The sequence below is a fragment of the Cupriavidus numazuensis genome (assembly GCF_905397435.1).
Classification (GTDB): domain Bacteria; phylum Pseudomonadota; class Gammaproteobacteria; order Burkholderiales; family Burkholderiaceae; genus Cupriavidus; species Cupriavidus numazuensis.
The window spans coordinates 110,509-136,420 of the sequence record NZ_CAJPVI010000004.1; the positions used below are offsets into that span (position 1 = coordinate 110,509).

25 protein-coding genes are annotated in these 25,912 nt (G+C 66.4%); 8 read left to right on the forward strand and 17 right to left on the reverse strand.

The annotated features are described in order from the left end of the window. Window positions 1–228: 228 nt before the first annotated feature. Together KHO41_RS05125 and ytfE are read right to left on the reverse strand one after the other, a co-directional pair. Window positions 229–2,514, reverse strand: coding sequence for a nitric-oxide reductase large subunit (locus KHO41_RS05125; protein WP_211952228.1), 2,286 nt, complete (start codon window positions 2,512–2,514; stop codon window positions 229–231). Window positions 2,515–2,563: 49 nt separating this feature from the next. Beyond that, window positions 2,564–3,241, reverse strand: coding sequence for an iron-sulfur cluster repair protein YtfE (ytfE, locus tag KHO41_RS05130; protein WP_211952229.1), 678 nt, complete (start codon window positions 3,239–3,241; stop codon window positions 2,564–2,566). Between the two features lie 142 nt (window positions 3,242–3,383). On the opposite strand from ytfE, the gene norR reads away from it, so the two are divergent. After that, window positions 3,384–4,952, forward strand: coding sequence for a nitric oxide reductase transcriptional regulator NorR (gene norR / locus KHO41_RS05135; protein ID WP_211952230.1), 1,569 nt, complete (start codon window positions 3,384–3,386; stop codon window positions 4,950–4,952). 871 nt (window positions 4,953–5,823) lie between these two features. Here the strand turns inward: norR and ubiT are convergent. Genes ubiT through ubiU form a run of 3 tightly spaced genes read right to left on the reverse strand, consistent with a single transcriptional unit; the run spans window position 5,824 to window position 8,244 of the window. Beyond that, complete coding sequence (gene ubiT / locus KHO41_RS05140; RefSeq protein WP_211952231.1) at window positions 5,824–6,273, reverse strand: ubiquinone anaerobic biosynthesis accessory factor UbiT; 450 nt, start codon at window positions 6,271–6,273, stop codon at window positions 5,824–5,826. Continuing rightward, entirely contained in the window at window positions 6,270–7,184 is a 915-nt protein-coding gene (locus KHO41_RS05145; RefSeq protein ID WP_211952232.1) for a U32 family peptidase, read from the reverse strand. The genes ubiT and KHO41_RS05145 overlap by 4 nt, the downstream gene beginning before the upstream one ends. 31 nt (window positions 7,185–7,215) lie before the next feature. Further along, window positions 7,216–8,244, reverse strand: a complete 1,029-nt coding sequence (ubiU, locus tag KHO41_RS05150; protein WP_244873715.1) for a ubiquinone anaerobic biosynthesis protein UbiU — start codon at window positions 8,242–8,244, stop codon at window positions 7,216–7,218. Between the two features lie 257 nt (window positions 8,245–8,501). Here ubiU and KHO41_RS05155 point away from each other — a divergent pair, with 257 nt between their 5' ends. Next, the gene (locus KHO41_RS05155; RefSeq protein WP_211952233.1) at window positions 8,502–9,674 is read left to right on the forward strand and encodes an NAD(P)H-dependent flavin oxidoreductase; all 1,173 of its coding nucleotides are present in this window, start codon (window positions 8,502–8,504) and stop codon (window positions 9,672–9,674) included. On the opposite strand, the gene KHO41_RS05160 is transcribed toward KHO41_RS05155, so the two are convergent. The 3 genes from KHO41_RS05160 to KHO41_RS05170 are packed head-to-tail and all read right to left on the reverse strand — an operon-like array spanning window position 9,614 to window position 12,150. Continuing rightward, entirely contained in the window at window positions 9,614–10,375 is a 762-nt protein-coding gene (locus KHO41_RS05160; RefSeq protein WP_211952234.1) for a Crp/Fnr family transcriptional regulator, read from the reverse strand. The two genes, KHO41_RS05155 and KHO41_RS05160, sit on opposite strands and share 61 nt — an antisense overlap. Continuing rightward, window positions 10,368–11,705 carry a hypothetical protein gene (locus KHO41_RS05165; RefSeq protein WP_244873716.1) on the reverse strand — a complete coding sequence of 446 codons (1,338 nt, stop codon included), beginning with the start codon at window positions 11,703–11,705 and terminating at the stop codon, window positions 10,368–10,370. Before KHO41_RS05165 ends, KHO41_RS05160 begins: the two co-directional genes overlap by 8 nt. A gap of 19 nt (window positions 11,706–11,724) precedes the next feature. Next, window positions 11,725–12,150, reverse strand: a complete 426-nt coding sequence (locus KHO41_RS05170) for a hemerythrin domain-containing protein (RefSeq protein WP_211952236.1) — start codon at window positions 12,148–12,150, stop codon at window positions 11,725–11,727. Window positions 12,151–12,493: 343 nt separating this feature from the next. On the opposite strand from KHO41_RS05170, the gene KHO41_RS05175 reads away from it, so the two are divergent. The 4 genes from KHO41_RS05175 to KHO41_RS05190 all read left to right on the forward strand — a co-directional run bounded on the left by KHO41_RS05175 (window position 12,494) and on the right by KHO41_RS05190 (window position 15,818). Further along, window positions 12,494–14,521 carry a type IV pili methyl-accepting chemotaxis transducer N-terminal domain-containing protein gene (locus KHO41_RS05175; protein ID WP_211952237.1) on the forward strand — a complete coding sequence of 676 codons (2,028 nt, stop codon included), beginning with the start codon at window positions 12,494–12,496 and terminating at the stop codon, window positions 14,519–14,521. After that, complete coding sequence (locus KHO41_RS05180; protein ID WP_211952238.1) at window positions 14,518–15,171, forward strand: response regulator; 654 nt, start codon at window positions 14,518–14,520, stop codon at window positions 15,169–15,171. The genes KHO41_RS05175 and KHO41_RS05180 overlap by 4 nt, the downstream gene beginning before the upstream one ends. Before the next feature lie 203 nt (window positions 15,172–15,374). Next, a complete protein-coding gene (locus KHO41_RS05185; RefSeq protein ID WP_211952313.1) occupies window positions 15,375–15,533 on the forward strand; it encodes a DUF3309 family protein in 159 nt (52 codons plus the stop codon). A 96-nt stretch (window positions 15,534–15,629) separates the two neighbouring features. Then, complete coding sequence (locus KHO41_RS05190; protein WP_211952239.1) at window positions 15,630–15,818, forward strand: DUF3008 family protein; 189 nt, start codon at window positions 15,630–15,632, stop codon at window positions 15,816–15,818. Window positions 15,819–15,917: 99 nt separating this feature from the next. Here KHO41_RS05190 and KHO41_RS05195 read toward each other — a convergent pair whose 3' ends face one another. From KHO41_RS05195 to KHO41_RS05205, 3 genes are all read right to left on the reverse strand, one after another. After that, window positions 15,918–16,748, reverse strand: coding sequence for an alpha/beta hydrolase family protein (locus KHO41_RS05195; RefSeq protein WP_211952240.1), 831 nt, complete (start codon window positions 16,746–16,748; stop codon window positions 15,918–15,920). Further along, on the reverse strand, window positions 16,735–17,784 hold the full coding sequence (locus KHO41_RS05200; protein WP_244873717.1) for a DUF3182 family protein: 1,050 nt from the start codon (window positions 17,782–17,784) through the stop codon (window positions 16,735–16,737). The genes KHO41_RS05195 and KHO41_RS05200 overlap by 14 nt, the downstream gene beginning before the upstream one ends. A 99-nt stretch (window positions 17,785–17,883) precedes the next feature. Then, complete coding sequence (locus tag KHO41_RS05205) at window positions 17,884–18,480, reverse strand: low affinity iron permease family protein (protein ID WP_211952241.1); 597 nt, start codon at window positions 18,478–18,480, stop codon at window positions 17,884–17,886. A gap of 204 nt (window positions 18,481–18,684) precedes the next feature. Between KHO41_RS05205 and KHO41_RS05210 the strand changes: the two genes are divergently transcribed. Continuing rightward, complete coding sequence (locus KHO41_RS05210; protein WP_211952242.1) at window positions 18,685–18,999, forward strand: BON domain-containing protein; 315 nt, start codon at window positions 18,685–18,687, stop codon at window positions 18,997–18,999. A gap of 139 nt (window positions 19,000–19,138) precedes the next feature. On the opposite strand, the gene KHO41_RS05215 is transcribed toward KHO41_RS05210, so the two are convergent. From KHO41_RS05215 to KHO41_RS05235, 5 genes are all read right to left on the reverse strand, one after another. Beyond that, the gene (locus KHO41_RS05215) at window positions 19,139–19,627 is read right to left on the reverse strand and encodes a PRC-barrel domain-containing protein (RefSeq protein WP_244873718.1); all 489 of its coding nucleotides are present in this window, start codon (window positions 19,625–19,627) and stop codon (window positions 19,139–19,141) included. Between the two features lie 70 nt (window positions 19,628–19,697). Next, window positions 19,698–20,291 carry a hypothetical protein gene (locus KHO41_RS05220; RefSeq protein WP_211952243.1) on the reverse strand — a complete coding sequence of 198 codons (594 nt, stop codon included), beginning with the start codon at window positions 20,289–20,291 and terminating at the stop codon, window positions 19,698–19,700. Between the two features lie 62 nt (window positions 20,292–20,353). Beyond that, on the reverse strand, window positions 20,354–20,764 hold the full coding sequence (locus KHO41_RS05225) for a hypothetical protein (RefSeq protein ID WP_244873719.1): 411 nt from the start codon (window positions 20,762–20,764) through the stop codon (window positions 20,354–20,356). 128 nt (window positions 20,765–20,892) lie between these two features. Beyond that, window positions 20,893–21,750, reverse strand: coding sequence for a sensor histidine kinase (locus KHO41_RS05230; RefSeq protein WP_244873720.1), 858 nt, complete (start codon window positions 21,748–21,750; stop codon window positions 20,893–20,895). 53 nt (window positions 21,751–21,803) lie between these two features. Continuing rightward, the gene (locus KHO41_RS05235; RefSeq protein WP_211952244.1) at window positions 21,804–23,207 is read right to left on the reverse strand and encodes a sigma-54-dependent transcriptional regulator; all 1,404 of its coding nucleotides are present in this window, start codon (window positions 23,205–23,207) and stop codon (window positions 21,804–21,806) included. Between the two features lie 348 nt (window positions 23,208–23,555). On the opposite strand from KHO41_RS05235, the gene KHO41_RS05240 reads away from it, so the two are divergent. Then, complete coding sequence (locus KHO41_RS05240; RefSeq protein WP_011301191.1) at window positions 23,556–24,572, forward strand: sigma-54 interaction domain-containing protein; 1,017 nt, start codon at window positions 23,556–23,558, stop codon at window positions 24,570–24,572. Between the two features lie 31 nt (window positions 24,573–24,603). Here the strand turns inward: KHO41_RS05240 and KHO41_RS05245 are convergent, their stop codons facing one another. Next, a complete protein-coding gene (locus KHO41_RS05245) occupies window positions 24,604–25,617 on the reverse strand; it encodes an SDR family oxidoreductase (protein WP_211952245.1) in 1,014 nt (337 codons plus the stop codon). Window positions 25,618–25,912 lie beyond the last annotated feature (295 nt).

The following is a 25,912-nucleotide window of genomic DNA, read 5'->3' on the forward strand; positions in this document are numbered from 1 at the left end:
GAAGCCCATACCCGTACAACACCCTCAGCACACTACGATAAAGATTCGCCCCTTTGGGGCAACCAAAACGCGTTTTTGGTTACTTTTGTCGCTCGGACAAAAGTGACTCGCCGGCTACGCCGGCGAAACAGCAGCGCCAGCGAAGAGCGATAACCAAGCCCAAACGACAAGCCCCGGCCGGCTACGCCGGCGATACACCGGCGCTGGCCAAGACCAAAACCCCACCCCTCACCTCCCAGCCACCTCCAACCCCACCGCCCGCGCATCCGCCACGACCGTCCGGTTAGCCAGCCCCAACACCACCTGCAGCGCAAACGACACGGCTCCAACAATAAACACCACATCACCGAACGTCCGCACCCAACGTAATGTCTGCAGGATCGGCTGCTGCATGAACGCTTCGCTGCGCGCATACCATGTCCCGTATTCCACGCTCGCCAGGAACTGGATGATGCCGACGGGCAGCAGGCTGGTGCCGATCATCAGCACGAGGCCCGCGTTCATGCCCCAGAACGCGGTCTTCATCAGCGCCGGGCTCAGGCGGTAGGCCGGCCGCACATAGCGCAGCACCAGCAGCGTGAAGCCCAGGGCCAGGAAGCCATAGACCCCGAACAGTGCAGCGTGCGCGTGTACCGGCGTGGTGTTCTGGCCCTGCACGTAGTACAGCGAGATCGGCGGGTTGATCATGAAACCGAATACGCCGGCGCCAAGCATGTTCCAGAACGCCACCGCCACGAAGCACATCAGCGGCCACTTCAGGTCGGCCATCCACGGCGCACGATCCTTTAGGCGCCAGTTGTCCCAGGCTTCATGGCCAAGCACGATCAAAGGCACTACTTCCAGCGCGCTGAACGCGGCACCGACCGCCATCACCGGCGTGGTGGTGCCGGCAAAGTACAGGTGGTGGAACGTGCCCGGGATACCGCCCAGCATGAACAGCGATGCAGAGGCCAGGCTGGCAGCCGTCGCCATCGGGCGCGATACCAGGCCGAGCGTGCAGAACACGAACGCCAGCGCCGTCGTAGCAAACACTTCGAAGAAGCCCTCGACCCAAAGGTGGACCACCCACCAACGCCAGTACTCCATCACCGTCAGGCTGGTGCGCTCGCCGTAGGCCAGGCCGGCGCCATAGAACAACCCGATCGCGACGACTGACGAGGTCAGCAGCGCAAGCAGGTTCTTGTCGCCGCCGCGCGTACGCAGCGCCGGCCAGATGCCGCGCATCATCAGCACGAGCCAGATCAGGATGCCCGCGAACTTGCCGATCTGCCACAGGCGGCCCAGGTCCACATACTCATAACCTTGATGGCCCAGCCAGAAGTTCAGGTTTGCCGGCAGGATCTGCGCGATCGCCAGGTAGTTGCCCGTGAACGAGCCGACCACCACGACGACAAGCGCCCAGAACAGGACATTCACGCCGAGGCGCTGGAACTTCGGGTCCTTGCCGCCGTTGATCAGCGGCGCGAGGAACAGCCCCGCGGCCAGGAAGCCTGTGGCGATCCAGAACAGCGCGCTCTGGATGTGCCACGTGCGCACCAGCGAGTACGGGAACCACTGCGAGACATCGAGCCCGTAGAACTTCTGGCCCTCGACCGTGTAGTGCGCGGTGAAGCCGCCCAGGAATACCTGGAACACGAACAGTGCGACGACGAGGAACAGGTACTTGCCCAGCGCGCGTTGCGACGGCGTGAGCGGCACGGCGAGCAGCGGATCGCGCGTCGGCGCTTGCGGCAGGTTCTCTTCCTGCCCGCGCAGGAACGCCCATGCCCACACCAGCAGGCCAACGCCAGCCAGCAACACCACTACACTGACCACCGACCACACCACGTTTTCGCTGGTTGGTTGATTGCCGATCAGCGGCTCATGCGGCCAGTTGTTGGTGTAGGTCGCTTCGTGCCCCGGACGCGACGTGGATGCGGCCCATGCCGTCCAGAAGAAGAAGTGCGTGAGCTGCACGCGGCGTTCGGCGCTCGGCAGCGTGTTCTCCTTCATCGCGAAGTGCTCGCGGCTCGTGTGCAGGTCGGGCGAGTCGGAGAACAGGCGGTCATAGTAGCTGGCGGTCTGCGCCATGGCTTGCGCGCGCAGCGGCGAGACGGTCAGTACGCCGGTCTGTGCGTCGGCATGGTTACCGCGGTACTCGGCGCGCAGTTGCTCGCGCAAGCCGGCTTGCGTCGGCCCGTCGAGCTTCGCGTAAGGCCGGCTGTACTGCTTCTGCGCCGCCAGGTCCAGCCACGCGGTCAGCTCGCGATGCAGCCAGTCGGCGGTCCAGTCCGGCGCCTGGTAGGCGCCGTGGCCCCAGATGGAGCCGAGCTGCATGCCGCCGACCGATTGCCAGGCGGTCTGGCCATCGAGGATATCGTCGCCGGTGAACAGCGCGCGGCCATCGCTGGCCACGACCTTCGCCGGTATCGGCGGCGCTTGCCGGTAGACCTCGACACCGTAGTAGCCGAGCAGGGAGAACGTGACCGCCAGCACGGCGATCAGCAGGAACCAGAGTCTGCGATAGGGACCCATGATGAGGCTCGCTTATTGGTAAGTTTCCTGGGGGATGTGTCCGGGGGACTCAGTCGTTCGCGGCGACCGCGGCGGCCGGCTCGAACAGGATGTTGTTTTCCAGGTGGATGTGTTCCATCAGGTCTTCGCGCAGCGTGCGCAGGCCCAGGTACAGCGCGCGCCAGGTGTTGCAGGCCGCGCGCGGCAGCGTGATGTCGTTGGTCAGCGAGGCCAGGCGCTGCAGCGCTTCACCGTGATCGTCATGCTCCATGCGCATCACCCGGATCGGCGCCGTGGCGGCCACTTGCAGCCCGCGCGCGAGCATCGGGAACAGGATCTGCTCTTCCTTCTGCATATGGGCTTCCAGTTCGCTGCGCATCGCCACCAGGTGGTCGGCCAGGCCGACCGGGCAATCCGGCCGGTCGCCGTGCACATGCTCGACGCGGCGAGCCAGGCGGATCAGTTCCGGAAGCTGCTCGCGATGGCGCTCGTGGAAACGCGTCAGGATGTGGGCAATCAGCGACGCCGGCGGCACCGTGCCCCAGTCGGTCTGCGCGGGCTCGCTGTCGCGCTGCAAGGTCTGCAGGCGTGTTTCGATGGCATCGGCGTCGAGTCCCTTGGCGAACGCGGCATCGCGCAGCGTCTGCTTGCCCCCGCAGCAGAAGTCGAGGTCATAGTCGTGGAAGATGCCGGTGGCACCAGGAATCCGGCGGGCCAGTTGGCCCAGAGGCTGGTCTTGCAAGCGCATGATGTGCTCCTTCTCAAATGTGTCGCAGATCACTACGCGAGTACCGTGCCAGATTTTCTTCCAATAAAATCATTAGGTTAGATTAGTCAAGGTATAATTCACCCGGTTAAAGTTGTGGTGCAATTTACCCATCAAGGTATTTATGACCCTAATCCGGCGTGGTATCTATTCGGAACTCCTGGCGGACCTGGCAGCCGACCTGCCGCACGCGGTTCGCCTGCAGCGGCTGGTGAGCGCGCTGCGCGCGTGTTTCCGTTGCGGTGCCGTGGCACTCCTGCGGCTGGAAGAGGAGCACTTGCGGCCCGTGGCAGTGGACGGGCTCGTCCGCGACGCGCTGGGGCGCCGCTTTGCGGTGGGACTGCATCCGCGGCTCGGCGCCATCCTCGCGCGGCGCGGTGTCACTTGCTTCCACCATGACAGCGTGTTGCCCGATCCCTACGACGGTCTCATCGACGAACATGTGGGCGAGCCTCTGCCCGTGCATGACTGCATGGGCATCCGCCTTGAGCTTGAGGGTCGCGCCTGGGGCGTGCTCACGCTGGATGCCCTGCAGGTCGGCACCTTCGACGATGCCGCACAGGCCGAGCTGGACGGACTGACGCTGCTGGTCGAGGCCGCCATCCGCACCACGCGGCTGGAGGCGGACATCCGCGCGCTGCAACTGTCGCGCGGCAAGACACCCGACAATGAGTTGCCGCCGGACGAGGGCGAGATCATCGGCCAGAGCGAGGCCATCACAGGGCTGCTGCATGAACTGGATGTGGTGGCCGATTCGGAACTGCCGGTGCTGCTGCTTGGGGAGACCGGTGTCGGCAAGGAGCTGTTCGCACACAGGCTGCATCGCCTGTCGCGCCGGCGCGACCGTCCGCTGGTCCACGTGAACTGCGCCGCGCTGCCGGAGTCGCTCGCCGAGAGCGAGCTGTTCGGCCACGTCAAAGGCGCGTTCTCGGGCGCCACCGGCGAGCGTCCGGGCCGCTTCGAGGCTGCTGACGGCGGCACGCTATTCCTCGATGAGGTCGGTGAACTGCCGTTGGCGATCCAGGCCAAGCTGCTGCGCACGCTGCAGAACGGCGAGATCCAGCGGCTGGGCTCCGACAAGCCGCGCCGCGTGGACGTGCGCGTGATCGCCGCGACAAACCGTAACCTGCGCGAGCATGTACGGGACGGCTCGTTCCGCGCCGACCTGTATCACCGGCTGTCGGTCTATCCGATCCCCATTCCGCCGCTGCGCGAACGTGACAACGACGTGCTGCTACTGGCCGGCCGCTTCCTCGAACTGAACCGCGCACGGCTCGGCATGCGCAGCCTGCGCCTGTCGCCGGGCGCGCAGGACGCGCTGCGCCGGTACCGCTGGCCCGGCAATGTGAGAGAGCTGGAGCATGTGGTGAGCCGTGCGGCGCTGCGGTCAGTGAGCCGGGGGGCCAACCGGAATGACATCGTGACGCTGGAGGCGGATCTGCTTGACCTGGATAGTCCGGCACTGCCATCGGAAGCGTCCGTCGTAGACGTGGAGAGCGCGCCGTCAGCGGTGCATACCCGTGCGACGCTGGCCGCAGGCGTCACGTTGCGCGATGCCGTAGAGCAGACTCAGCGGGAATGCATCGAGCATGCGCTAAGGGTTCATGGGCGGAATTGGGCGCGGGCTGCGCGGGAACTGGGGGTGGATGCTAGTAATTTGCATAAGTTGGCTAAGAGGTTGGGGTGTAAGTAAGGGGGGTTGTTGTTCTTGGCTGGCGCCTCTGGTTTGGCGGTGTAGCCAGCGGGGCGTCTGGTTTAGGCTGGGGTGTCGCTCTTGGCATGCGCCGCTGTTTCGCCGGCGTAGCCGGCGACCTACTCTTTTGTCCGAGCGACAAAAGAGTAGGCAGAAAAGCGCGTCGTTGCCGCTGGCCATCAATTCCACGGCGGCAGGGGTTCAAACGGCTTTGGACGCCTGCCACGGTGGTCAGCCGTTCGACCCTGCTACGCCATGTGAGTCAGAACCTGTGCCTGGCGCGGCACGGCTTTTGGACGATCCCCAAGACGGACTCGGGTACAGCGTTCCAATCAGGTCAATGGTGGGACGCCTTCGGCTGCGCTGCGCGCACGGCGTCGTCGGGTGGCGAGCTCATCAACGTCGCTGGCGCCCAGGTTCGTCCAAGGTCCTTTCTCTACTTCGGCATGCCATGCGCGGGGCACCGTCCCCGAGGCGTGGATTGCCCTGGGCCTGTGTGCTCAGACTAGGGCCCTGCGCGCAGCGCAGCCGAAGGCGATCACACGATATCACTCGCAGCAGGGGCCACAGACGCTTGCAGGGCTCGTTCAATCAGCGCTGTATTTCCACTCACGGTGGTGCCCCACGCGGCAGGCAGCGTAAATCACTCTGAAGCCCATACCCGTACAACACCCCTGGCACACTACGATAAAAATTCGCCCCTTTGGGGCAACCAAAACGCGTTTTTGGTTACTTTTGTCGCTCGGACAAAAGTGACTCGCCGGCTACGCCGGCGAAACAGCGGCGCCAGCGAAGAGCGACAACCCAGCCCAAACGAGAAGCCCCCGCCGGCTACGCCGCCAAACCAGCAGCGCATGCCAAGATCGCCAACTCAACCTCCCCCCCCACCCCCAAACCCCGCCGCCAGCCGCCGAGCAACCGACCCAAGCCACGCCGGCCGAGGCGCCGCATCCAGCCAGTATTTCACCTCCAACCCCAACGCCGTATCCCCACTGATCACCAGCCTGCGCTGAAAAAAGAGCGTATCGGTATCACACTGCCCCGCCAGCAGCCGCAGGTAATCCGGCACGCACGCGCGCAGCGTCAGCTCCGGCGTGCCACTGCCACCGCCCATCCGAAACCGCCCATTCTCGCAACGGAAAGGCACATCAAGCCCGAGGTCCGTCACCGTCAACAAGAAGGTATGCCCGTCGAGCGCCTCAGGCGGCTCCAACCATCCGGCACGACGTGCCAGTTCCAACGCCGACACCAGCGGCAACGCGCGCGCACGGCCTGGCAAACGGCGATGCACACGGGCCAGCAGCAATTGCAGTGCGCTCATGGCCGCTCCTCCCACGCAATGCCCGGGCGCCCGTGCCAGTACCCGTTGCAGGGCTCGGCGCCGGCCGGCACCACGCCGCTGGGGGCGGGCGAGCATGTGCCCGAACGGATCGCCGCAAGCGCAGCCACCGCTTCCAGCGTGCCAGTCGACTGCGGGCTGACGCGCAGCATATCGATGCCCACATGCGCCATGGACAACGCCTGATCGCATAGATCCAGGCACGTGGCCGACTGCGTCTGGATGCCGTTGAGCGTGAAGAAGGCCTGACCTTCGCCAGTGGCAGCCACGAGCCCATCCGGATAGTCGAGACAACGGAATTCACACGCATCCTTGCGCAGACGATGGTGACGCGCGGTGAAGCAGCGCGCCGAGAACGCCAGCGGCATGCGGCCCCAGGCGAGCACTTCCTGCGCCACGCCGGCGCAGCGCCCGGCCGATAGCGCGGCCAGCGTGGGGCCGTCCATCTCCACCGGCATCACGCAGCCCCTGGCGCCGAGGCTGGCCAGCCACGCCAGCGTATCGGCGTGATAGACGTTGAGATGCGGGCCGCCGACAAACGGGCGACCGCCCATGCAGCGAACGGCGCCAACGTCGTTGGCTTCGACGAGGTAGTCGTCCTGCTCGCAGACACGGCGCATGCGGGCGATATCGGAATCGGACTCGACCAGCACCGGCGTGGACAGGACCACCTCCTTGCCGGCGTCGCGCAGCATCTGCGCGATCTCGATCCAGTGGGCATGGCGCAGTTCGTGGCGGCGCGTGCAGACGGTCTCGCCCAGGTAGACGCGATCGACGGCCGATTCCGCCACGTCGGCGTAGAACTGCATCACCGTCGCGCGCGGCCAGTAGTACAGCAGTGGTCCCAGCGCAATGCCGAAGCTGGCCGCGCCGGGGGTAGAGGTATTCCGCATCAATGGCTCCGAGGTTGAGAGGTTGCCGCGCTCATCGCCACGGCCTGTCGTAGGCGCCCTGCGTGACCTGATCGCCTTCGGCATGGCGGCCCAGCGTGCCCTGCCATTCCTGGCGCGGCGTGAAGCGCGCCGGCTCGGCGCAGGCTGCATCGATGGCGGCGCGCAGCACGCCGACCACGTCCGCCACATAGCGCGGGCTGCGCTGACGGCCTTCGATCTTGATGGCGGCGATGCCCATGTCGATCAGCGCTGGCAACAAAGAGAGTGCGTTGAGGCTTGTAGGCTCTTCCAGCACGTAGCCGCGCTCGCCTTCCACCTCGAAACGCCCCTTGCACAGCGTCGGATAACCCGCAGGCTCGCCGGGCGCGTAGCTGTCGATCAGGATGCCCGACAGGCGCGCGTGCATGGTGCCGTCCTGCTCGGTCCAGCGCACCGCATGCGCGGGCGAGCAGACGCCCTTGTTGTTGGGTGAATCGCCGGTCGCATACGAGGACAGCAGGCAACGGCCCTCCGCCATCACGCACAGGCTGCCGAAGCCGAAGACTTCAAGCTCCACGCTGGTCTGCCGCGCAAGCTTGCCGATCTGCGCGAGCGACAGCACGCGCGGCAGCACCACGCGCTTGATGTTGAAGCGCTCGCGCATCAGTTCGATGGCATCGGCATGCGTCGCCGAGCCCTGCACCGACAAGTGCAGCCGCAGTTGCGGGTGACGCTCGGATGCATAGGCCATGAGTCCCGCATCGGCCATGATGACCGCGTCGGCGCCGAGATCCGCCGCTGCATCGACGGCGCGGTGCCACTTTGCCACTTCGCCCATCTGCGGGAAGGTGTTGATCGCGAACAGTACCTCGGCATCGCGTGCATGGGCTTCGGCCACGCCGGTGCGGATGTCGGCCTCGGTGAAGTTGAGGCCGCCGAAGTTGCGCGCGTTGGTGGCGTCTCGCAAGCCGAGGTACACGGCATCGGCGCCGTGCTCGAGCGCCGCGCGCAGCGCGGTAAGCGAGCCGGCGGGCGCCACCAGTTGCGGGTGGCGCGCCCGCATGGAAGAGGAAGTTGTCATGTCACAGGCACCGCGTAGGCGGCGCGGGAATTCGGCCAGCGCAGATGCTAGCCAGCCACCCGGCGTGCGGACTTGACCACGCGCAAACCAGTCCGTAACGCGGGGCGGCATAGACCGGTCGGCCTACGCCATTGGTGCAGTGCCCGCGCCCCATTGACCTGCGGCAAACGCTCGCGCCATCCGCTGTGCCACGCTTGGCCGTTCGTGCGCGGCCCGATACCGCGGGCCGCGCGCAGTTCCCAGATAGTGAGACCATCATGACAGAACACTGGCTGAAGCTGGCCGGGCGCCGGCTGCTGCCGATCGTCCAGGGCGGCATGGGCATCGGCATTTCCGCACACCGCCTGGCGGGCACCGTGGCCGCGCACAACGGTGTGGGCACCATTGCCAGCATCGATCTGCGCCACCACCATCCCGACCTGATGGCGCAGACCAGCGGCACGCGCGACAAGGCGCGCATCGAGGCCGCCAACCTCGTGGCGCTGGACCGCGAGATCCGCGGCGCGCGCGACCTCTCCGGCGGGCGCGGCCTCGTTGCCGTCAATGTGATGAAGGCCGTCGGTTCGCACGCGCAACTGGTGCGCCAGGCGTGCGAAAGCGGCGCCGATGCCATCGTCATGGGTGCCGGCCTGCCGCTTGACCTGCCCGAGCTGACCGCAGACCACCCGAAGGTCGCGCTGATCCCGATCCTGTCGGAAGCGCGCGGCATCGGACTGGTGCTGCGCAAGTGGATGAAGAAGGGACGGCTGCCGGACGCGATCGTGGTCGAACATCCCGCCCACGCGGGCGGCCACCTCGGCGCGCCCGCCATCCAGGACCTCGGCGAAGCGCGCTTCTCCTTTGCGCGCGTGCTCACCGAATGCCGCGAGTTGTTCCAGACGCTGGGGCTCGCGTGGGACAGCATCCCGCTGATCCTGGCGGGCGGCATCAACAGCCATGCGAAGGTGCGCCACTGGCTCGGCGAAGGCGCCGCCGCCGTGCAGCTTGGCACCGCGTTCGCGGTCACCGAGGAATGCGACGCGCATCCGGCCTTCAAGCAGGTGCTGGCCACCGCGAGCCCGGAAGACTTGTGCGAGTTCACCAGCGTGGCGGGCCTGCCGGCACGCGCCGTGCTCACGCCATGGCTATCGCGTTACCTGTCGAGCGAAAGCCGGCTGCAGCGCCGGGCCAAGGCGCGCGACTGCCTGGAAGGATTCGACTGCCTGCATGCCTGCGGCCTGCGCGACGGCGTGGCGCGCATCGGCCAGTTCTGCATCGACCTGAAACTGGCGCAGGCCGTGCGCGGCGATGTGGAGCGCGGGTTGTTCTTCCGCGGCAAGGGCTCGCTGCCGTTCGGCGAAGCGATTCGCCCCGTGGCGGACCTGCTCCACTACCTGCTGACCGGCGAAAAACCTGCTGTCATGCCGATGCCTGCCACCGTCGCGGCATGAGCGACGGCTGGGGCGTCAGCGCATAAGCCGTCAGCCGCCAGGCGCCCCAGCCCTTCGGCATCGAGCACGAAGATCTTGCCGCGTTCGAGCCGCACCAGGTTCTCGGCGCAGAACCGGCTGACCACGCGCGACAGGGTTTCGGGCGTGATGCCAAGCTTGGAAGCGATCACGCGCTGCGTGCAGGCCAGCCACGTGCATCGCCCGGCGTGCGCCTCGTCGCGCAGGAAGCCCGCGACGCGCTGCAACGCGTTCTGCAGGCCGGTGGCCTCGATATCGCGCATCAGCGCATGGAGCCGGCTCGACAGATTGCGCAGCAGCCGCGCGGACAACAGCGGGTCTCGTTCCAGTGTTTCCCACAGCACCGAACTGTCGATGCATAGCACCGTGGTGCGCATCATCGCCTGACAATCAACCGGCTGTAGCGCGTCCGCGAACAGCACATCTTCGCCAAACACCGCACCGGGACCGAACACCTCGACCGCACGTTCCAGGCCTTTGATGCTGCATGGCGTGGCAGGCAAGGCCAGCTTGACCAGCCCGTCCAGCACGACGATCAATCCGCTGCAGGCATCGCCGCGACGGAACAGGAATTCTCCCTTCGACAGGCGCTGCGTCGTGGCCTTGGCAGCAATCGCGCCGAGCACGCGGGCATCGACGCCACGGAACAACTGCAGTCTTTCAAGCATCGCGGTCTCAACCATGGTGTGTTTTTCCTGCCTGCGCCGTCTCCACGAACGGCTTCCTCGGCGGCAATCCGCCCCGTGCACGCATGGCGCGCATGCAATGCAGCGCCTTCAGCAATTGCAGGCCAAGCCAGCCATTGGCCAGCGCCAATGCGAGTCCGCCCGCACGCGCGAGCCATGCTGGCGCCAGCGGCAAAGCGAGCAGCATCGCGAAGGCGGCAAGCAGCAGCCACGCCTGGCGCCGCTGCGCATCCGGGCTGATGATGGCCTGCATGGCGGGCACGCGTGCGCGTGGCGGCAGCAGCCTGCGCAGGTGCAGCCAGACGAGGAAGGGAACGATCTTGCCGAGCATCGCCGTCATGGGAAGCACGCCGCCGCCGATCAGCGCGAGCGTGCCGACCCACCAGGACAGCGTCGCCTGCCAATCGGCCGATGCGTGCGGCAGGGCCACTGCCAGCAGCGCCGCGGCGAGCATGCTTGCGGCGGCCACCGGCCATAGCAGCCAGACGGGATCATGGCGGCGTCGCGCGCGCAGCATGCCGGCCAGCATGAAGCCGGCCGTCACGGCAGCGAACGCCAGCCAGGCCAACAAGGCCCAGCGTGTGATCTTGCCTTCTGGCTGCACCACGACCAGCGCACTGAATCCCAGCAACGGCACCCAATGACCCCATGGCAGGCAGCGTTCCAGCCAGCGCGGCAGGCGCGGGGCCTGCCAGAACATCGGCAGCACCGTGGTCGCTATGCCGGTCACCAACGCGGCCAGCCAGCCGCCCAGGCCCCAGGCGACGTGCAATGCCAGCAACGGTGACGGTGACGCACTCCACAGGCCGCCGAACAAACCCGCCAGCGCCGCGCCGAGCAGTCCGGTCAGCGCCAGCGGCGCGCCGATGCCGGCCAGCGTGCGTGTGGTGGCATCGACCATCGCAACACGTCGGCCGGCCAACAGCAGCAAGCCGCCCGCCAGCGGCAGCAACAGGCCGCCTGCCAGCGCGGCAAGGCGGAACGGCATGGTGCCGCCGTCGAGAAAGCCAGCGGCCAGCGCGCCGGCCGCAATGCCGGCGGTCAGCGCCACCAGCGGCGCGACACGCCCCGATCCCGGCACCGCCACGCCTGCCACCACCGGCATCATCTGGAACAGCGCGCCAAGCATGACCGGCAGCAGCATGCCGAGCGCCAGCACATGCACGGCCGCCAACGCCAGCGGCGCGAACCTGTCCGGCAGCCCGGCCACGGGGCCGAGCGCCAGCAGCACGCCCGCCGCGGCACCGAGCCACGGCGCCGGCAACAGGCAGCCGAATACCACGCCGGGACGCGGCGCGCGTTCGTAATCGAGACCGATGGCTTTCAAGGCTGGCTTCCTCTCTCGCTCAGCCGGCGTTCGCCAGCAAGGTGTCAAGGTCCGGCACATGCGCGCGGCACATCGGGAACAGCACGTTTTCTTCCTTGATGTTGTGCTGCTGCAGCAGCACAACCAGCGTGTCGAGCTCGGCTGCGAGCGCGTTGGCGTCGCGTAGCTGCAGCCATTCGCCGGCGTTGCCGAGCAACGCGCGCACTTCGTCGTGCTCACGCCGCATCACCGCGGTCGGGCCGCTGGCGGAGCCGGCAACCTGTTCAAAGGCCGGAAACAGGCGGTCTTCCTCGGCCGAGAAATTGCCTTGCAGCGCCACTTCCAGGCGCGCGAAGGCGCTCGCGGCCTTGTCCCAGTCGGGACTGCGCAGGCAGGCTTCAAGATCTTCCAGTGCCTGGTCGCAGTCGCGGTGCTGGCGGACCAGGATCTCAATGGCGCTCGACATGGTGGTTCTCCGGGATCAGACGCGATCGATCCTAGGACCCGTCTTGCTGGCGGGACTTGATCGCGAATAAGTCCGGGCGAGATTCGCGGACAAGACCCGTCACGCCTCAGGGTCTATCCGGAATCGAGCGAACGGTCCATTCAATTCCATCACGCCGTGATATTTCATGGTCCCGCCGGGAAGACTCTCCTCACAAGTCGGACGCCGCCCGGAAAGAGAGCAAAGCATCACAAAAGCGCACAAGGAATCCACGCTTTATTGATCTGGCGCATGCCGGATCGGGGGCACCACGCGGAGAATCGCCCGTGAGGTTGACCGCCCCCAGTCCACAGACCTTGTTCCCATGCCAGATTCCGACACCGACACCGCGCCCGCCGCGGACAGCAGCCAGTTTCCCGATGCCGCCGGCCTGACGCCGCCGCGTCACCGCTTGTCCACGCGCATCATCCTGCTGTCGCTGGCTTCACTGCTGGTGGTGCTCACCATGATCGCCGGCACGTTGTGGCTGTCCTGGAAGCTCGAGGGCGCCGGCGCTGCCATCAACGATGCCGGCAGCCTGCGCATGCGCGCCAACCGCGTGGCGATCGAGCTGGGACTGGCCAATGCCGGCCAGCCCGGTGCCCGCGATGCGCAGATCCAGGCGCTGGATGCCACGCTTGCCCAGCTACGCAAGGGCAATCCGGTCCGTCCGCTGTTCCTGCCCGACGAACCCGCCATCCATGAGCAGCTCGACCATGTCGCATATGACTGGCAGCACGAGCTCAGGCCGCTTGCGCAGGCGGGCAACGGGGTTGCGTATGTGCAGGCGCTGCCCGCATTCGTGGCCGAGGCCGACCGGCTAGTGATGCTGATCGAGCATGACAGTGCGCGCAAGACCGACCTGCTGCGCCTGTCGCAAGCCGGACTGGCGGCCATTGCCTGCGTGGGCACGGTGGCCGTCATCTATTTGCTCTACCTGTGGATCATCCTGCCCGTGCTGCGGCTGCAGGACGGCCTGCGCCGCATGGCCGCGCGCGAATTCACGCTGCGGCTGCCCGTGGAAACACGCGACGAATTCGGCACGCTCAACGAAGGATTCAACCGCATGGCGGCAGAATTGCAGGACCTGTACCAGGACCTGGCTGCGCGCGTGGCCAGCAAGACGGCGGAGCTGGAGCGCCAGAACCGCGACCTCGAGACGCTCTACGACATGGCCGCGTTCCTCAACCAGGCGCGCGATGCCGAAGCCATGGCGCGCGGTTTCCTGCAGCGCGTAATGCGGCAATTCGATGCCGATGGCGGTTCCGTACGGGTCATGGATGCGCAGCACGGCAAGCTGCACCTGCTGGCGTCCGCGGGCCTGCCTGCCGCACTGGCCGAGTCCGGCAATTGCATGACCGTCGATGCCTGCCACTGTGGCGATGCCACACGTGAAGGCGTTGTCGCCATTGCCGACCTGCGCAAGACCGCGCGCCGCCCGCTGCTGCCGCAGCCGTCGCCTTGCACGCGCGAAGGCTTTACGGCCATCGCGGCATTCCGCATCGAAAGCCAGCGTGGCGCCATCGGCACCTTTGCGCTGCACTTTCGCGCACCGCGCGAGTTGCCCGCGTCGGACCGCCAATTGCTCGAGACACTGGCGCAGCATCTCGGCATTGCGCTGGAGCACCTGCGGCTGTCCGCAAGCGCGCGCCAGCTCGCCGTGGTCGAGGAGCGCAACCTGGTCGCGCAGGGGCTGCACGACAGCATTGCGCAGGGCCTCAACTTCTTGAACCTGCAGGTGCAGCTTCTCGGCGACGCGGTGGATCGCGACGACCTGGCCGAAACCCGCGAGATCGTGCCGATGCTGCGCCACGGTGTCGAAGAGAGCTACCAGGACGTGCGCGAGCTGCTGAACAACTTCCGCTCGCGCCTGACCCCCGGCGAGCTGCGGCCCGCGGTGGAAGAGACCGTCGAGCGCTTCCGGCGGCAGTGCCGGACCGAAGCCACGCTGGTCATCGACGACCACGGCAACAGCCTGCCGTTGCAGCCCGAGCAGCAGCTGCAGGTGCTGTTCATTCTGCAGGAAGCGCTGTCCAACGTGCGCAAGCATGCGATGGCCGCGCACGTGACCGTGTCGCTGAGCCATGGCCATGATTTCCGGCTTGTGGTCGAGGACGACGGCGAGGGCTTCGACCCGGCCGACTTCGGTCATGACGGCGATGCCCATGTGGGCCTGAATATCATGCGCGAGCGCGCCGCACGGCTGCACGCGCGCCTTGCCATCGACGCCCGGCCGGGCCGCGGCGTGCGCATCGAACTGGTGCTGCCGCGCGGCGACCAGGCTGCCGGGTCCGAACGCCAATCCACCGCGGGGCAAGCGATGCCGCGCCTATTCCAGGAGTCCCTGCCATGACCATCCGCATCCTGCTGATCGACGACCACACGCTGTTCCGCTCGGGCATCCGCGCACTGCTCCAGCGTCAGGCCGACTTCGAGATCGTCGATGAAGCGGCCGACGGCGTGGAGGGCATCAAGCGCGCCAAGCAGCATCGGCCCGATGTCATCCTGCTGGACCTGAACATGCCGGGACTGTCAGGGCTTGAAGCGCTGCAGCTGCTGGTCGAAGACCTGCCCGACTCCGCGGTGATCGTGCTGACCGTTTCGGAAGAGGCCGAGGAACTGGCCACCGCGCTGCGCAGCGGCGCGCGCGGCTACCTGCTGAAGAATATCGAGACCGAAGCGCTGACGAGCGCCATCCGCCGCGCGGCCGCCGGCGAGCCCGTGATCTCCGAAGCCATGACCGCGAAGCTCGTGCAGCAGTTTCGAGCGCCCGCGCCGGCCCCGGTGCGGCACGACGACACTGCGAAGCTCACTGCGCGCGAGCGCGAGATCGTGCACGGTCTGACGCGCGGCGAGAGCAACAAGGAAATCGCACGCGACCTGGGTGTCGCCGAAAGCACCGTGAAGATCCACGTGCAGAACATCCTGAAAAAGCTCAATCTCGCCAGCCGCGTGCAAGTGGCGGTCTATGCCGTGGAGCGTGGCCTGACCGAGGCCGGCTAAGCCTCGGATGCCCGGCCAGCGCCGGGTCGTCGTCCGATTCCTACATGGTTTTCAGCCGCGTTCCGGAGGGATGCGGCAACGCCCTCGGCTACGCTGAAACTGCGTGGCGAAGCCGGTTCATGGCCCATTCAACACTCCGGCACACCGACCGGCCGCGCCCTGATGACAAGCGTGGCCTCGTGGCCCAAAAACCGGAGCGCGATATGGGAATCGGCACCATTCTTCTGATCCTACTCATCCTGTTGCTCGTCGGCGCCTTGCCGGCATGGCCTTACAGCACTGGCTGGGGATACTGGCCAAGCGGCGGGCTCGGCCTGATTGTCCTGATCGTGGCTCTGCTGGTCGTGCTGGGCCGAATATAGACAGGCAGAAATGTGCACTGCATCGTGCACGCATGCGCTGCTGTCCGGCCTTCGTTCCTTCGCCGGGCGCAGCGCCCTGAAGGAAGGAGGTTAGTCATGCCAGCCAAATCCAAGGCACAGCAACAGGCAGCCGGCGCGGCGCTTGCCGCCAAGCGCGGAGACAAGAAGGCAGGCGCGCTCAAGGGCGCGTCGAAGTCGATGGCCAAGTCCATGAGCACCAGGGAACTCAAGGACATGGCGTCGACCAAGACCAAGAGCAAGCCCAAGCACGTATCTGACAAGTAATCGCCCCGCTCATCTGAGCGGCGCGACGCCCATGCCGCACTGGCATTGCCAGTTGCGGCATGGGCGCTTTGCGTGTCGGGGTCGCAGGCACCCTACACCTTATGGGGCTGCCCCCGAGCCTTCCGAAGCGCGCCGTGCTTCCTCCGCAGATGGCGAATTGGCCGCAGCGGGCCGCTGTGCCGACACCGGACCGGCACGCGCCCCCGTGACCATCTCTCGCAACCAGTTCACCAGCAGGCTCGAGTAGGCACGCTGGTGTTCTTCGTCGACGATGCCGTGGTCCGCCCCCTTGATCACGCGATAGGTCATCGAATTCGCACGCACGCAAGCATCCACATAGCTCGTCACGGCTGCGTGCGGGACGATCTGGTCATTCTCGGATTCGATCACAAGCACATCGCCCTCGAAGGCGGTGCAGGCACGCAATGCGCGGTTGGTGTCGGGCGGCACGATGGAGCGCCGGTAGTTCACAAGATCCTGTTCGCGATGAAGCTGCCGCTTGGGATGCTCCCAGCCCTCGTCCATGTACAGCGCCGGTGCGCGCAGCCCCAGCCAGCGCACATGGCGCATGCTGGTCAGGACGGCGGCCAGGTAGCCTCCATAGCTGCTGCCGACCACCGCAATGGCATTGCGGTCCACCTCCGCGTGGCGCGCCAGTACGTCATAGGCGGCGACCACATCTGCAAGGTTGCGCATCCGGCTGACGGTTTCATACTGTGCGCGGGTACCAGCGTGGCCGGTCAGGTCGAAAGTCAGGCACACGCAACCGAGCCCTGCCACCTTGCGCGCACGCGCCAGGTACTGCTCCTGGCTGCCGCCCCAGCCATGCACGAACAGCACGCCGGGCAGCTTTGTCCCCGGCGCAATCAGCGTGCCGGCAATGCTGCCGCCTTCGCTATGGATTTCGATGAGGTCTTCATGAGTGGCCATCGTGGTCCGACTCCAGATATGCGTATTTGGTCAGCGGGCCCACGTCGCGGTCCTCGCCCCGGAAATACAGTTCAGCGCCGTGCGGTAAAGCCGCATCCGGCCCATAGACTTCACGCGTGGCGGCCACGACGCGTTCACGCGCAGGGTCCGCCTTCAGCGCTCTCAGCGCGGCCAGTTCCGCGCCCGTGGCGCCGCCCACGCGCCACGATTGCTCGAGTACGCCGGTGAGCGCCGGAGCGCCGGTAGCGCCGGCCGGCACGCCGAATGCCACGTCGTAGTTGCAGCGTGACAGCACCATGCCGGGGTAGCAAGCGAGCGCAGTGTCGTGATAGGTCATGGCTGCACGGATCGCCGACAACGCACGCGGCCCGAACGGCTGGGCGAGCAGCGCATCGAAGCCGCCGCGCACGACTGCCAGTGTGGATCCGCCATACACCTGTTCGCCAGTGTTGTTGGCGGTCAGATCCTGCGTGCCGCAATAGCTGGCCAGCAGTCCGGCCACCAGGATCTGTCCGACGCTGTACGTGTCAGGCGAATCGAGATCGCGCTCGAGCACGAGGCCGTGGGATTCGATGTCCGTCGCCGACATGGTCGCCAGCGCAGCGTCGAGCGCGGCTTCGCTGTCGACGGTCTGCTGGCCGAGCCCGCCGATACCGCACGGATCCTTCAGCCGGACTACGCCGCCGCCCAGCAAACGCAGACCGGCATGGCGGGCGTCTTCCAACGAGAACGCCGTATAGCCAGGCAGCACCGCCGTGCCTGCCTGCTGCGCGAAGTCCGGATTCCAGCCAGCTGGGGCGGCGGCATCGGGCGCCACCAGCCCGTGCGAGATCACCTTGGTCGCCACGAACGCGAACGGCACGACCCCGCCAAACAGGTCGTCGGTACTGCGAAGATGCAGCGCTTGCGCCTGCGCGTCACCCACCACCGTATCCAGCGGCACGAGATAGGGCGCCGCGGTTCCGCCAGCCGGCCCCCGCGCAGTGGCACGGTGCTCATAGGCACCCATGAAGCCGTAGCCGGCGAGCTGCGCCACGTTCCGGCCGATCTGTTCGCCTGGTGGCTGTCCGGCTGCCCGTAGCGTGCGCAGCCATACACCATCACCTGTCTCGCCTTGTTGTCGGTCGCTGGCATGTCAGACCTCGTGACTGGCGGTGTCGGCTTCCGGCGCCTTCTCTGGCTTTGCGGCGGAAGGTCCGGTATCCGGCGCCGCCGCGTGGCGGCTGACGCGGGCCTCGCGCTTCTGCGCGGCATTCATGTTCGCCTCATCGAGCGAGTGGCTGCACTTGAGGCCGCCCTCCTTTTCGGCAAGCTCGGCGAGATGGCGGTAGAACGCGACAAGCTGGCGCAGCTCTTCTTCATCGAGATCTTCGATCGAGACGAGCATATTGCTGGCTTCGCGATGCGAGGCGAGCAATTCATTGAGCTTCAGGTGTACGGCGACGGCATCCTTGTTCTGGCTCTGCTGGATCAGGAACACCATGAGGAAAGTCACGATGGTGGTTCCTGTATTGATCACGAGTTGCCACGTCTCCGAGTAACCGAACATGGGGCCGGTTACGGCCCATGCCACCACCACGAACACTGCTATCACGAACGCAGTGGGGGACCCGGCATGGCGCGTGGCTGCGCCTGCGAACCTGTCGAACCAATGAATCAGGCGGGATCTGTGCCGCCCGGCCTGCGAGGCCGCGCCTTGCGTATCCTTGAGGTCGAGACCGTTTCTGCTCATCACCGCTCTCCTCGCTTCTCGCTTGTGGATTCGCGCTCCATCGGCTTGTGCCGGCATGCGCTGTTTTCATTGTATGGATCACGCCGCCGATGTTCAGCGGGCGCTGTCCTACAACGCGCGCCGCACTTCGGCATGCGAGCGACGCGGGCGCTGGAACACATCTTGCGCAGCCTGGAATTCCTCTTGCCCCAACCGGAGTTCACCATGCCGCAAACCCCCGAACTGGAAGCGCAGGTACGTGCGCGCATTGCCGAGGCTTTCGCCGGCAGCCTGCCCGAAGGGCTCGTCGTCGAAGTGGCCGATGGCCGTGTCACGCTGTCTGGCTGCGTCGATACCCCGTCGGTTGCGCAAGACATCGAGAAAGCCGCAGCGATCAGCCCCGGCGTACTCGGTGTCCATAACGCACTGCGCACGCGGCGCGACGATCCTCCTGCCCCCGCTCCCGCTCAGCCAGCCGTCAGCGGCATGAATGCAGACCCGGCGGATCATGCCGCTGGCCCCATCCACCACAAGGTGTAGGCAACACCGGCATTCGCGCCCCGCACAAAGCAAGGGCCGACGGACAGCGCCGCCGGCCCTCACCCCTCTCTCCCACCCTGAATCCGTTGTCATCGCCGTGGCGTGATCCACGCAGCCGCCGATGCGGCGCACGCTCCCATCAACGCCACGGGTCGTAGCGATCCGACTCCCAGTACGGCGAAATGCCGTAGTACTCGTGAATGCTGGTGGCCCACTGCGAATCCGCCATGCCAGGCCAGTGATCCTTGTCGAATCCCGGTGCGGCCTTCAGGCGGTCCTTTTCCACACCGAGCACGAAACACTTGCGGCGCGTATCGAGCGTCAGTGCGGACCACGGCAATGCGAACAGCTTTTCGCCGATGCCGAGGAAGCCGCCGACGGCCAGCACCGCATACGCAACGCGTCCGCCGGGCACGTCGATCATGATGTGGTCGATGGTGCCGATGTCGTCGCCGGACGGATCGACCACCTTGTTGCCTTCCAGCGTATCGGCCGCCATCACGAATGGGCCCGGGCCCGGTGAATTGTGGTCGATCGTGCCGACAATCGCGGCGCCACGCGGCGGCGGTTCACGGCGTGGATCAAGATGCGGATCAAGATCACGGGGCGGGGGTTGCTCAGGTCTCATGGACATCTCCTGATGGTTGCAATTGCGAACAGATCATCGGGAACGGGTCGCGCCGCGTTCTCCGGGTCCGTCACGCGCGGGACGGCTCACCTTCGCGCCCGGCCGGCACGGGCGGTGCCAGCGGGTCGAAATCGGCCCAACGGCCTTCACGCCAGTGGCCCTGTGCACGCTCGATGTCCCGGGCGCCACCCTTGCGCAGGACATCGCAAACCAGGCCCGCGTTACCGGGCTCGACATGCGCGGCCAGCAATACGCCGGCATTGCGTACGGGCGAACGACCGCCGCGGGCTTCGGCGCGTCCGGAGCGGGTCAGGGACAACGCACCTACCAGCGAACCGGCGTAGGCCCCAAGCCCTGTCGAAAAGACCAGGACAAACAGCGAGACCGGCGGCGACAGCGTCAGAATCGTCACCAGCGCGGCGCCGATCACCGCACCCCCGATGGCTCCCAGCAGCACGCCAGTGATCGCACCCAATCCTGAGCGGCGCGCGCCGGGATCGACGGCGGTATCGCCGCCGATCGGATAGGTCGCGTGCTGGCCCGGCGGATTGACATAGAAGACGCTCAGGTCCTCTTCGGCGACGCCCTGCGCGCGCAGCCGGCTCGCCGTGGTTTCTGCCTTGGCAAAGCTGTCGAAACGACCGGCGATGATGGCATCAGACATGGAGGCTCCTAAGTCGTGCTGGGCATTGGGGCAGTCTCGGCATGGCTGGCACTGCGCCGCATTCAACCGCGGCCGGTCGCGCCTTTACGATGTCCGGCAGGCTTGGCGCCCGCGGGCTGGTGTTCGCTGCCGCGCTTGAGTTTCCAGTCGACGTCGTCGCGGCCGGTCTGCGTCTTCTTCTCGGCGTGCATGGCAGCACTGGGGGAAATCGGATCGCTCGCGGGAAACGTCATTTCGAGAGAATCGTCGACAGCGCCCTGGTACGTCTTGCGCTTCTTTTCATCAGACGCGCTGGAGCGCGTGTCGGGCTTGGACGACGCGCGCTTTGCGGATGCACCGGCGCGCGGTGCCGAGGCCTTTCCGGACTTTCCCGTTTTTGCGGAGGTGGCGGCAGGCTTGCGGGCGGTGCCGGGCTTGGCGGGAGCATGGGCTTTTTGCATGGCTGGGCCTCCGTAGTGAATACCCGTTTCCATGCAATCAGCGGGCCAGCGCGCGAATGCCCGGCGCTGTGAAGGCTTCTCCACGCTGGCGGCATTTCAGAGAACCGCTGCTTCCCTTTTGGCGGCGCATTGCCGGCACTTTGTGCCGGCGCATGTAAAAGCTACAGCGTGGCGGCAGGCGCCGCGATGCGTGGAAATTTCACGCCGATGCAGACCGTGACCTTGTCGGTGTCGCACGTTTCGCTTTCCGTGCTGAGCATCGCGCCGTGCAGCTCCACCATGCGGCGCGTCAGCAGCAGCGCGCTTGACTGCCGCGCGGACTGCCCCGACGGCGGCGGACGCCTTCCAAAGAAATCGGAGAGCACGGACAAGCGGCTGGCGCTGCGGGTCTGGTCCACCGGCGGACTTTCCGTGATGCGCAACCGGACGTACTCCGGTTCTGCATACAGGTGCACGACCACCGAGCCGCCCGCCTGCGAGCGCCAGATGCAATGCACGACCAGATGGCGCAGCAGCGGCGCCAGGCGAACCGGGTCGGCGTCGATGAACCAGTCGGAGGCCTCGCCGCTGGTCTGAACATCCTTCAGTTCGACACCCCGCGCAGCCGCAGCCTGGCGGCGATCGGACACGGCCTGTATGGTTGCGGCAAGCAGGTCAGTGCGGCGCCATTGCGGCGGGCTTTCGTCGGCCAGCAAGCGCACAGCCTCTTCCATTTCCTCCACCAGCGCCAGTTGCTGCTGGATGCCAGCACGCACGCCATCGAGCGCGCGCCGTGCCGGCGCGGCGGTCTGGTCGATCGCGCGCTCGAGCACATAGGCCCAACTCTGGATGGCATTCAGCGAGGAACGGAGATCGTGCGCTGTCTGGTCGATCAGCGCACCTACTTCCATGACGGTCCGCACATCCTGTTCGAAGGATGGGGCGCGTTCAGGGTTCGGATGCTCCGGCTCGCTGGATGGCGAATGCTGCGTCATGATCTTGTCGGCCCGGTTTTCACGCAGTTGCCATGCAAAAAGCATGCAACGTAGCTCAGGCAGGGCCAGCCGATAGCTCCGTGGCATGCCTGTAGCGGTCAGCCAGCGGCTGGGATGCCGGCCTGGCTGGTGCGCGCGGCGCGCAGCCACTCAGGCAACTCGCCACGCGCTGCATAGTCTTCCAGCCGGTTGTACAGGGTCTTGAGGCTGATGCCAAGGATTTCCGCGGCATGCTTCTTCACGCCGGCACATTGTTCCAGTGTCGCGAAAATAAGCTGGCGATCAGCATCGGCCAGCGACATGCCTACCGGTACCGATACCATTGCGGCCGCCGGAGCCTGCGCCGCAGCCGCCTGCAGCGGCACCTGCACTTCGGTGATCAGGTCGTCGTCGGCCATGATGTAGGCGCGCTGCACGAAATTGCGCAATTCGCGCACGTTGCCTGGCCACATATGCAGGCGCAGGCTGTCGAGCACATTAGGCGCGAAGCGCCGCGCGGTGCCCTGTTCGGCATTGAGCTGCTCCAGCATCGTATTGGCAATCTGGATGACGTCGTCGCCACGTGCACGCAGCGGCGGCAGTTCGACCGGGAACACGTTGAGCCGGTGGAACAGATCCGCGCGCAGTTTCCCTTCGGCGACAGCTTCTTCCGGATTGCGGTTGGTCGCCGCGAGAACCCGTACGTCGGCGTGCTGCTCGCGGTTGGTACCGACCCGCATGAAGCTGCCGGTTTCCAGCACGCGCAGCAGCTTGACCTGCAGCTCGGCAGGCATCTCGGTGATTTCGTCAAGGAACAGCGTGCCGCCGTCGGCGCGCTCGAAGTAGCCCTTGTGCTGACGGTCGGCGCCCGTGAAGCTGCCTCGCTCGTGGCCGAACATCTCGGTTTCGATCAGCGTCGGCGAAATGGCGCCGCAATTGACGGCCAGGAACGGCTGCCGCCGCCGCGCGGACAGCTCATGCACCGTCTGCATCGCCAACTCCTTGCCGGTGCCGCTTTCGCCGATCAGCAGGACCGTGGCCTCGGTAGGCGCTACGCGTGCAAGCTGGTCATAGACCGCCTGCATGACGTCGGAGCTGCCCAGCAACCGGCCGAAGCGGCCATAGCGGCGCAATTCGCCGCGCAGCGAATGGATTTCCGCGCGCAGCGCGCCGGTGTTGGCCAGCCGCTTCAGCACAGTCTGGAGCCGCGCCACGTTGATGGGCTTGACGAGGTAATCGGTCGCGCCGGAACGCAGCGCTTCCACAGCACTGTCGACGCTCGCGTAGCCGGTGGTCAGGATGATCTCCACACCCGAAGACGCCACTTCGGCAAACAGCTCCAGGCCGTTGCCGTCCGGCAGGCGCAGGTCAGCCAGGATCACGTCCGGCATGCGCCAGCCGATCTGCAGCCGGGCTTCACGCAGGCTGCCCGCGGTCGAGGCGGTGAACCCTTCCAGTGCCACGATCTCGGCCAGCGCGGCGCAGGCATTCTCGTCGTCGTCGACAATCAGGATGTGAGACATGGTTGCGCGGCCCGGAGGCCGGAAGTTAGCCTGGGAATAGCAAATAGCGAATAGCGCGCAAAAGCGTTACCGGGAGAATAGACAGTCTTCCCCGAGTCTTCCCCGCCTGCTGCGATGCAACACGTCGTGCCCTGCCGTCGTGCGGCCTGACGTAACGTGTTGCCATCGCGGACAGGCGGGGGCAACGCAAAATGCGTATGGGAAGTCTACCCATCTGCAGGCCCGATGGTTGCCAGTGTCTCTCTGACACGGCTGTCGGATGTTTCCGCGCGGTGCGCCTGATGTCTGGCACCGCCCTGCCCCACGGGCTAGCATAGGAACGTCCCGCGCCCCGTTATCCATGCCAACGTGTCGACTACCGCCAGTCCGTCCCGACGCGGCGCGGCCCCACAAGCGGAGGGCTTGCGGGGCCGCGCCATTCCCTCCCAGGTATCCCTGTTGTGGGAAAGCACCTCACCCGCCATGCGCCGCCTGCTCGCGCAGGTCGAACGTGTCGCCGCTACCGATGTCACCATGATCGCAGTAGGGGAAAGCGGCACCGGCAAGGAAGTCGTGGCGCGGGCCGTACACGCGCGCAGCAGCCGGTGCGAAGGCCCCTTCGTGGCGGTCAACTGCGGCGCGATTCAGCCTACGCTGATCGAGTCCGAACTGTTCGGACACGAAAAAGGCGGCTTCACCGGCGCGATCGACCAGAAGGCCGGTTACTTCGAACAGGCGCAGGGCGGCACGCTGTTCCTCGACGAGGTAACGGAAATGCCGCTGGCGATGCAGGTCAAACTGTTGCGCGTTCTGGAAAGCTGTACCTTCCACCGCGTCGGGGGCGATACGATGATCGCGACCGATGTCCGCATTCTCGCCGCCACCAACCGCGACCCGCTCGATGCCGTGCGCGGCGGCCAGTTGCGGGAAGACCTGCTCTACCGCCTGGCGGTGTTTCCGCTGCATATCCCGCCGTTGCGCGAACGCGTGGAAGACATCATTCCGCTCGCCCGCCACTTCCTGGCCGAGTACAACGCGATGGAGCGCACCGACAAGGTGTTTTCCGCCGGCACGCTCGAGCGGCTCACGCGCTACGACTGGCCCGGCAATGTGCGCGAACTCAAGAATGCGGTCTACCGCGCGTTTATCCTCGCCGACAAGGTGATCGAGATCGGCAACCCGAACCTCGGCTCGCAGCCGCAACGGCCAAACACGGTCGACGGTGTCGTCAACGTGCGGGTCGGGACCACGCTTGCCGACACGCAGCGCGAGATCATCATGGCCACGCTCGCGCACTACAACGGCGACAAGCGGCAGGCCGCGCGCGCACTCGGCATCAGCCTCAAGACGTTGTACAACCGCCTTGAAGCGTACCGGGCCGGCTAAGTGCCGGCACCGGTGGCAACGTGTGCCCGGCCTATTCATGCCGTCCGCGGCGGACCTGCAGCACCGCGGCCAGTGCGGCCGACGCGCCGACGACCAGCGCCGTGGTCAGCACCGGATGGCGCGCACTCGTCGTGTAAGGGCATGACTGCAAGGCGACACGGTTGCCCGTGCGTTCCTGCAGGCCGTTGCCGCCGCCGTACAGCGTGTTGTCCTCGAGCGGGCCGGCCGGATGGCGGGTCTGCTGCGCGCGGCCCATGAAGCGGCGCATGACCTGGTCGAATGCGCGCGGTGCGTGATAGGCCGCCGCAGAGAACGCCTTGGCGGCGCCGCCGACAAACAAGTCGCGACGCGGATGCTCGGCAGCGAAGAGAATCGCCTCCGCGGCGAGCGCCGGGTCATAAAGCGGCGGCGGCAGGCGCGGCTCGACGTCCAGGAAGTTCTTGGCATGCGTGGCCAGCGGCGTTTCCAGCCCCGCGGGCTTGATCAGCGTGACGCTGATCGGCGCCATTTCCTGCTCGAGTTCCAGCCGCAAGGAATCGGTGAAGCCCTTGATCGCATGCTGCGATGCCGCGTACGCGCTTTGCAGCGGCAGCGGCCCGTCCGAGGCCTCGCTACCGATGTTGATGATCGCGCCGCCCCGCTCGCGCAGGTGCGCCGCCGCAGCCAGCGAGCCGTGCACGGTGCCCCAGTAGTTGGTGTCGAACAGGCGCCGCTGGTCTTCCAGCGGCACATCGGCATGGCGGCCGAAGATCGTGACGCCGGCATTGTTGACCCACGTATCGAACCCGGCAAAGCGCTCAATGGCGGCATGCGCCACGCGCGCCATATCGTCGTGCCGGCCCACGTCGGCGGTCACGGTAATGACCTCGGCACCCTTCTCCCGCAGTTCCTCGGCCAGCTTGTGCAGCGATTCCTCGCTGCGGGCCACCAGCACGAGCCGGGCGCCCATGGCCGCGGCCTTGCGCGCGGTAACCAGGCCGACACCGCTGGTGGCCCCGGTCAGCACGATGACCTGCGACCCGATTTTCTTCAGAGAGACTTTCATCTGCTTGCTTCCTGATGCCCCGGCACGGGAACGACGATCGCTGGCATCCGGGACCCACTGCCGACGACGCTCGACCGATATGCAGGGCTTGTACGCCGCAAGGAGCGTTCCCGCCGCCACCGGAGCCCCGGCGCCGGTGTTTCGGGCCCGGACACCGCGCACGCGCCGGCGAGGAATTACAACGTCCGGTAAGAAGCACACGCGCGCGGCATTGGCCGACTCAGGTGTAGGACTGGCGCCGATTTCGGCGTTCCGGGGCCGTGCCTAAGCTGAAGCCACCGAGGTTCGCCTCCTT

Bases quoted from the DNA above. Each gene is read 5' to 3' on its own strand.
- KHO41_RS05125 (WP_211952228.1), bottom strand. From the start codon at position 2,514: ATGGGTCCCTATCGCAGACTCTGGTTCCTGCTGATCGCCGTGCTGGCG.
- ytfE (WP_211952229.1), bottom strand. From the start codon at position 3,241: ATGCGCTTGCAAGACCAGCCTCTGGGCCAACTGGCCCGCCGGATTCCT.
- norR (WP_211952230.1), top strand. From the start codon at position 3,384: ATGACCCTAATCCGGCGTGGTATCTATTCGGAACTCCTGGCGGACCTG.
- ubiT (WP_211952231.1), bottom strand. From the start codon at position 6,273: ATGAGCGCACTGCAATTGCTGCTGGCCCGTGTGCATCGCCGTTTGCCA.
- KHO41_RS05145 (WP_211952232.1), bottom strand. From the start codon at position 7,184: ATGCGGAATACCTCTACCCCCGGCGCGGCCAGCTTCGGCATTGCGCTG.
- ubiU (WP_244873715.1), bottom strand. From the start codon at position 8,244: ATGACAACTTCCTCTTCCATGCGGGCGCGCCACCCGCAACTGGTGGCG.
- KHO41_RS05155 (WP_211952233.1), top strand. From the start codon at position 8,502: ATGACAGAACACTGGCTGAAGCTGGCCGGGCGCCGGCTGCTGCCGATC.
- KHO41_RS05160 (WP_211952234.1), bottom strand. From the start codon at position 10,375: ATGGTTGAGACCGCGATGCTTGAAAGACTGCAGTTGTTCCGTGGCGTC.
- KHO41_RS05170 (WP_211952236.1), bottom strand. From the start codon at position 12,150: ATGTCGAGCGCCATTGAGATCCTGGTCCGCCAGCACCGCGACTGCGAC.
- KHO41_RS05175 (WP_211952237.1), top strand. From the start codon at position 12,494: ATGCCAGATTCCGACACCGACACCGCGCCCGCCGCGGACAGCAGCCAG.
- KHO41_RS05180 (WP_211952238.1), top strand. From the start codon at position 14,518: ATGACCATCCGCATCCTGCTGATCGACGACCACACGCTGTTCCGCTCG.
- KHO41_RS05185 (WP_211952313.1), top strand. From the start codon at position 15,375: ATGGGAATCGGCACCATTCTTCTGATCCTACTCATCCTGTTGCTCGTC.
- KHO41_RS05190 (WP_211952239.1), top strand. From the start codon at position 15,630: ATGCCAGCCAAATCCAAGGCACAGCAACAGGCAGCCGGCGCGGCGCTT.
- KHO41_RS05195 (WP_211952240.1), bottom strand. From the start codon at position 16,748: ATGGCCACTCATGAAGACCTCATCGAAATCCATAGCGAAGGCGGCAGC.
- KHO41_RS05205 (WP_211952241.1), bottom strand. From the start codon at position 18,480: ATGAGCAGAAACGGTCTCGACCTCAAGGATACGCAAGGCGCGGCCTCG.
- KHO41_RS05210 (WP_211952242.1), top strand. From the start codon at position 18,685: ATGCCGCAAACCCCCGAACTGGAAGCGCAGGTACGTGCGCGCATTGCC.
- KHO41_RS05215 (WP_244873718.1), bottom strand. From the start codon at position 19,627: ATGAGACCTGAGCAACCCCCGCCCCGTGATCTTGATCCGCATCTTGAT.
- KHO41_RS05220 (WP_211952243.1), bottom strand. From the start codon at position 20,291: ATGTCTGATGCCATCATCGCCGGTCGTTTCGACAGCTTTGCCAAGGCA.
- KHO41_RS05225 (WP_244873719.1), bottom strand. From the start codon at position 20,764: ATGGAAACGGGTATTCACTACGGAGGCCCAGCCATGCAAAAAGCCCAT.
- KHO41_RS05230 (WP_244873720.1), bottom strand. From the start codon at position 21,750: ATGCTTTTTGCATGGCAACTGCGTGAAAACCGGGCCGACAAGATCATG.
- KHO41_RS05235 (WP_211952244.1), bottom strand. From the start codon at position 23,207: ATGTCTCACATCCTGATTGTCGACGACGACGAGAATGCCTGCGCCGCG.
- KHO41_RS05245 (WP_211952245.1), bottom strand. From the start codon at position 25,617: ATGAAAGTCTCTCTGAAGAAAATCGGGTCGCAGGTCATCGTGCTGACC.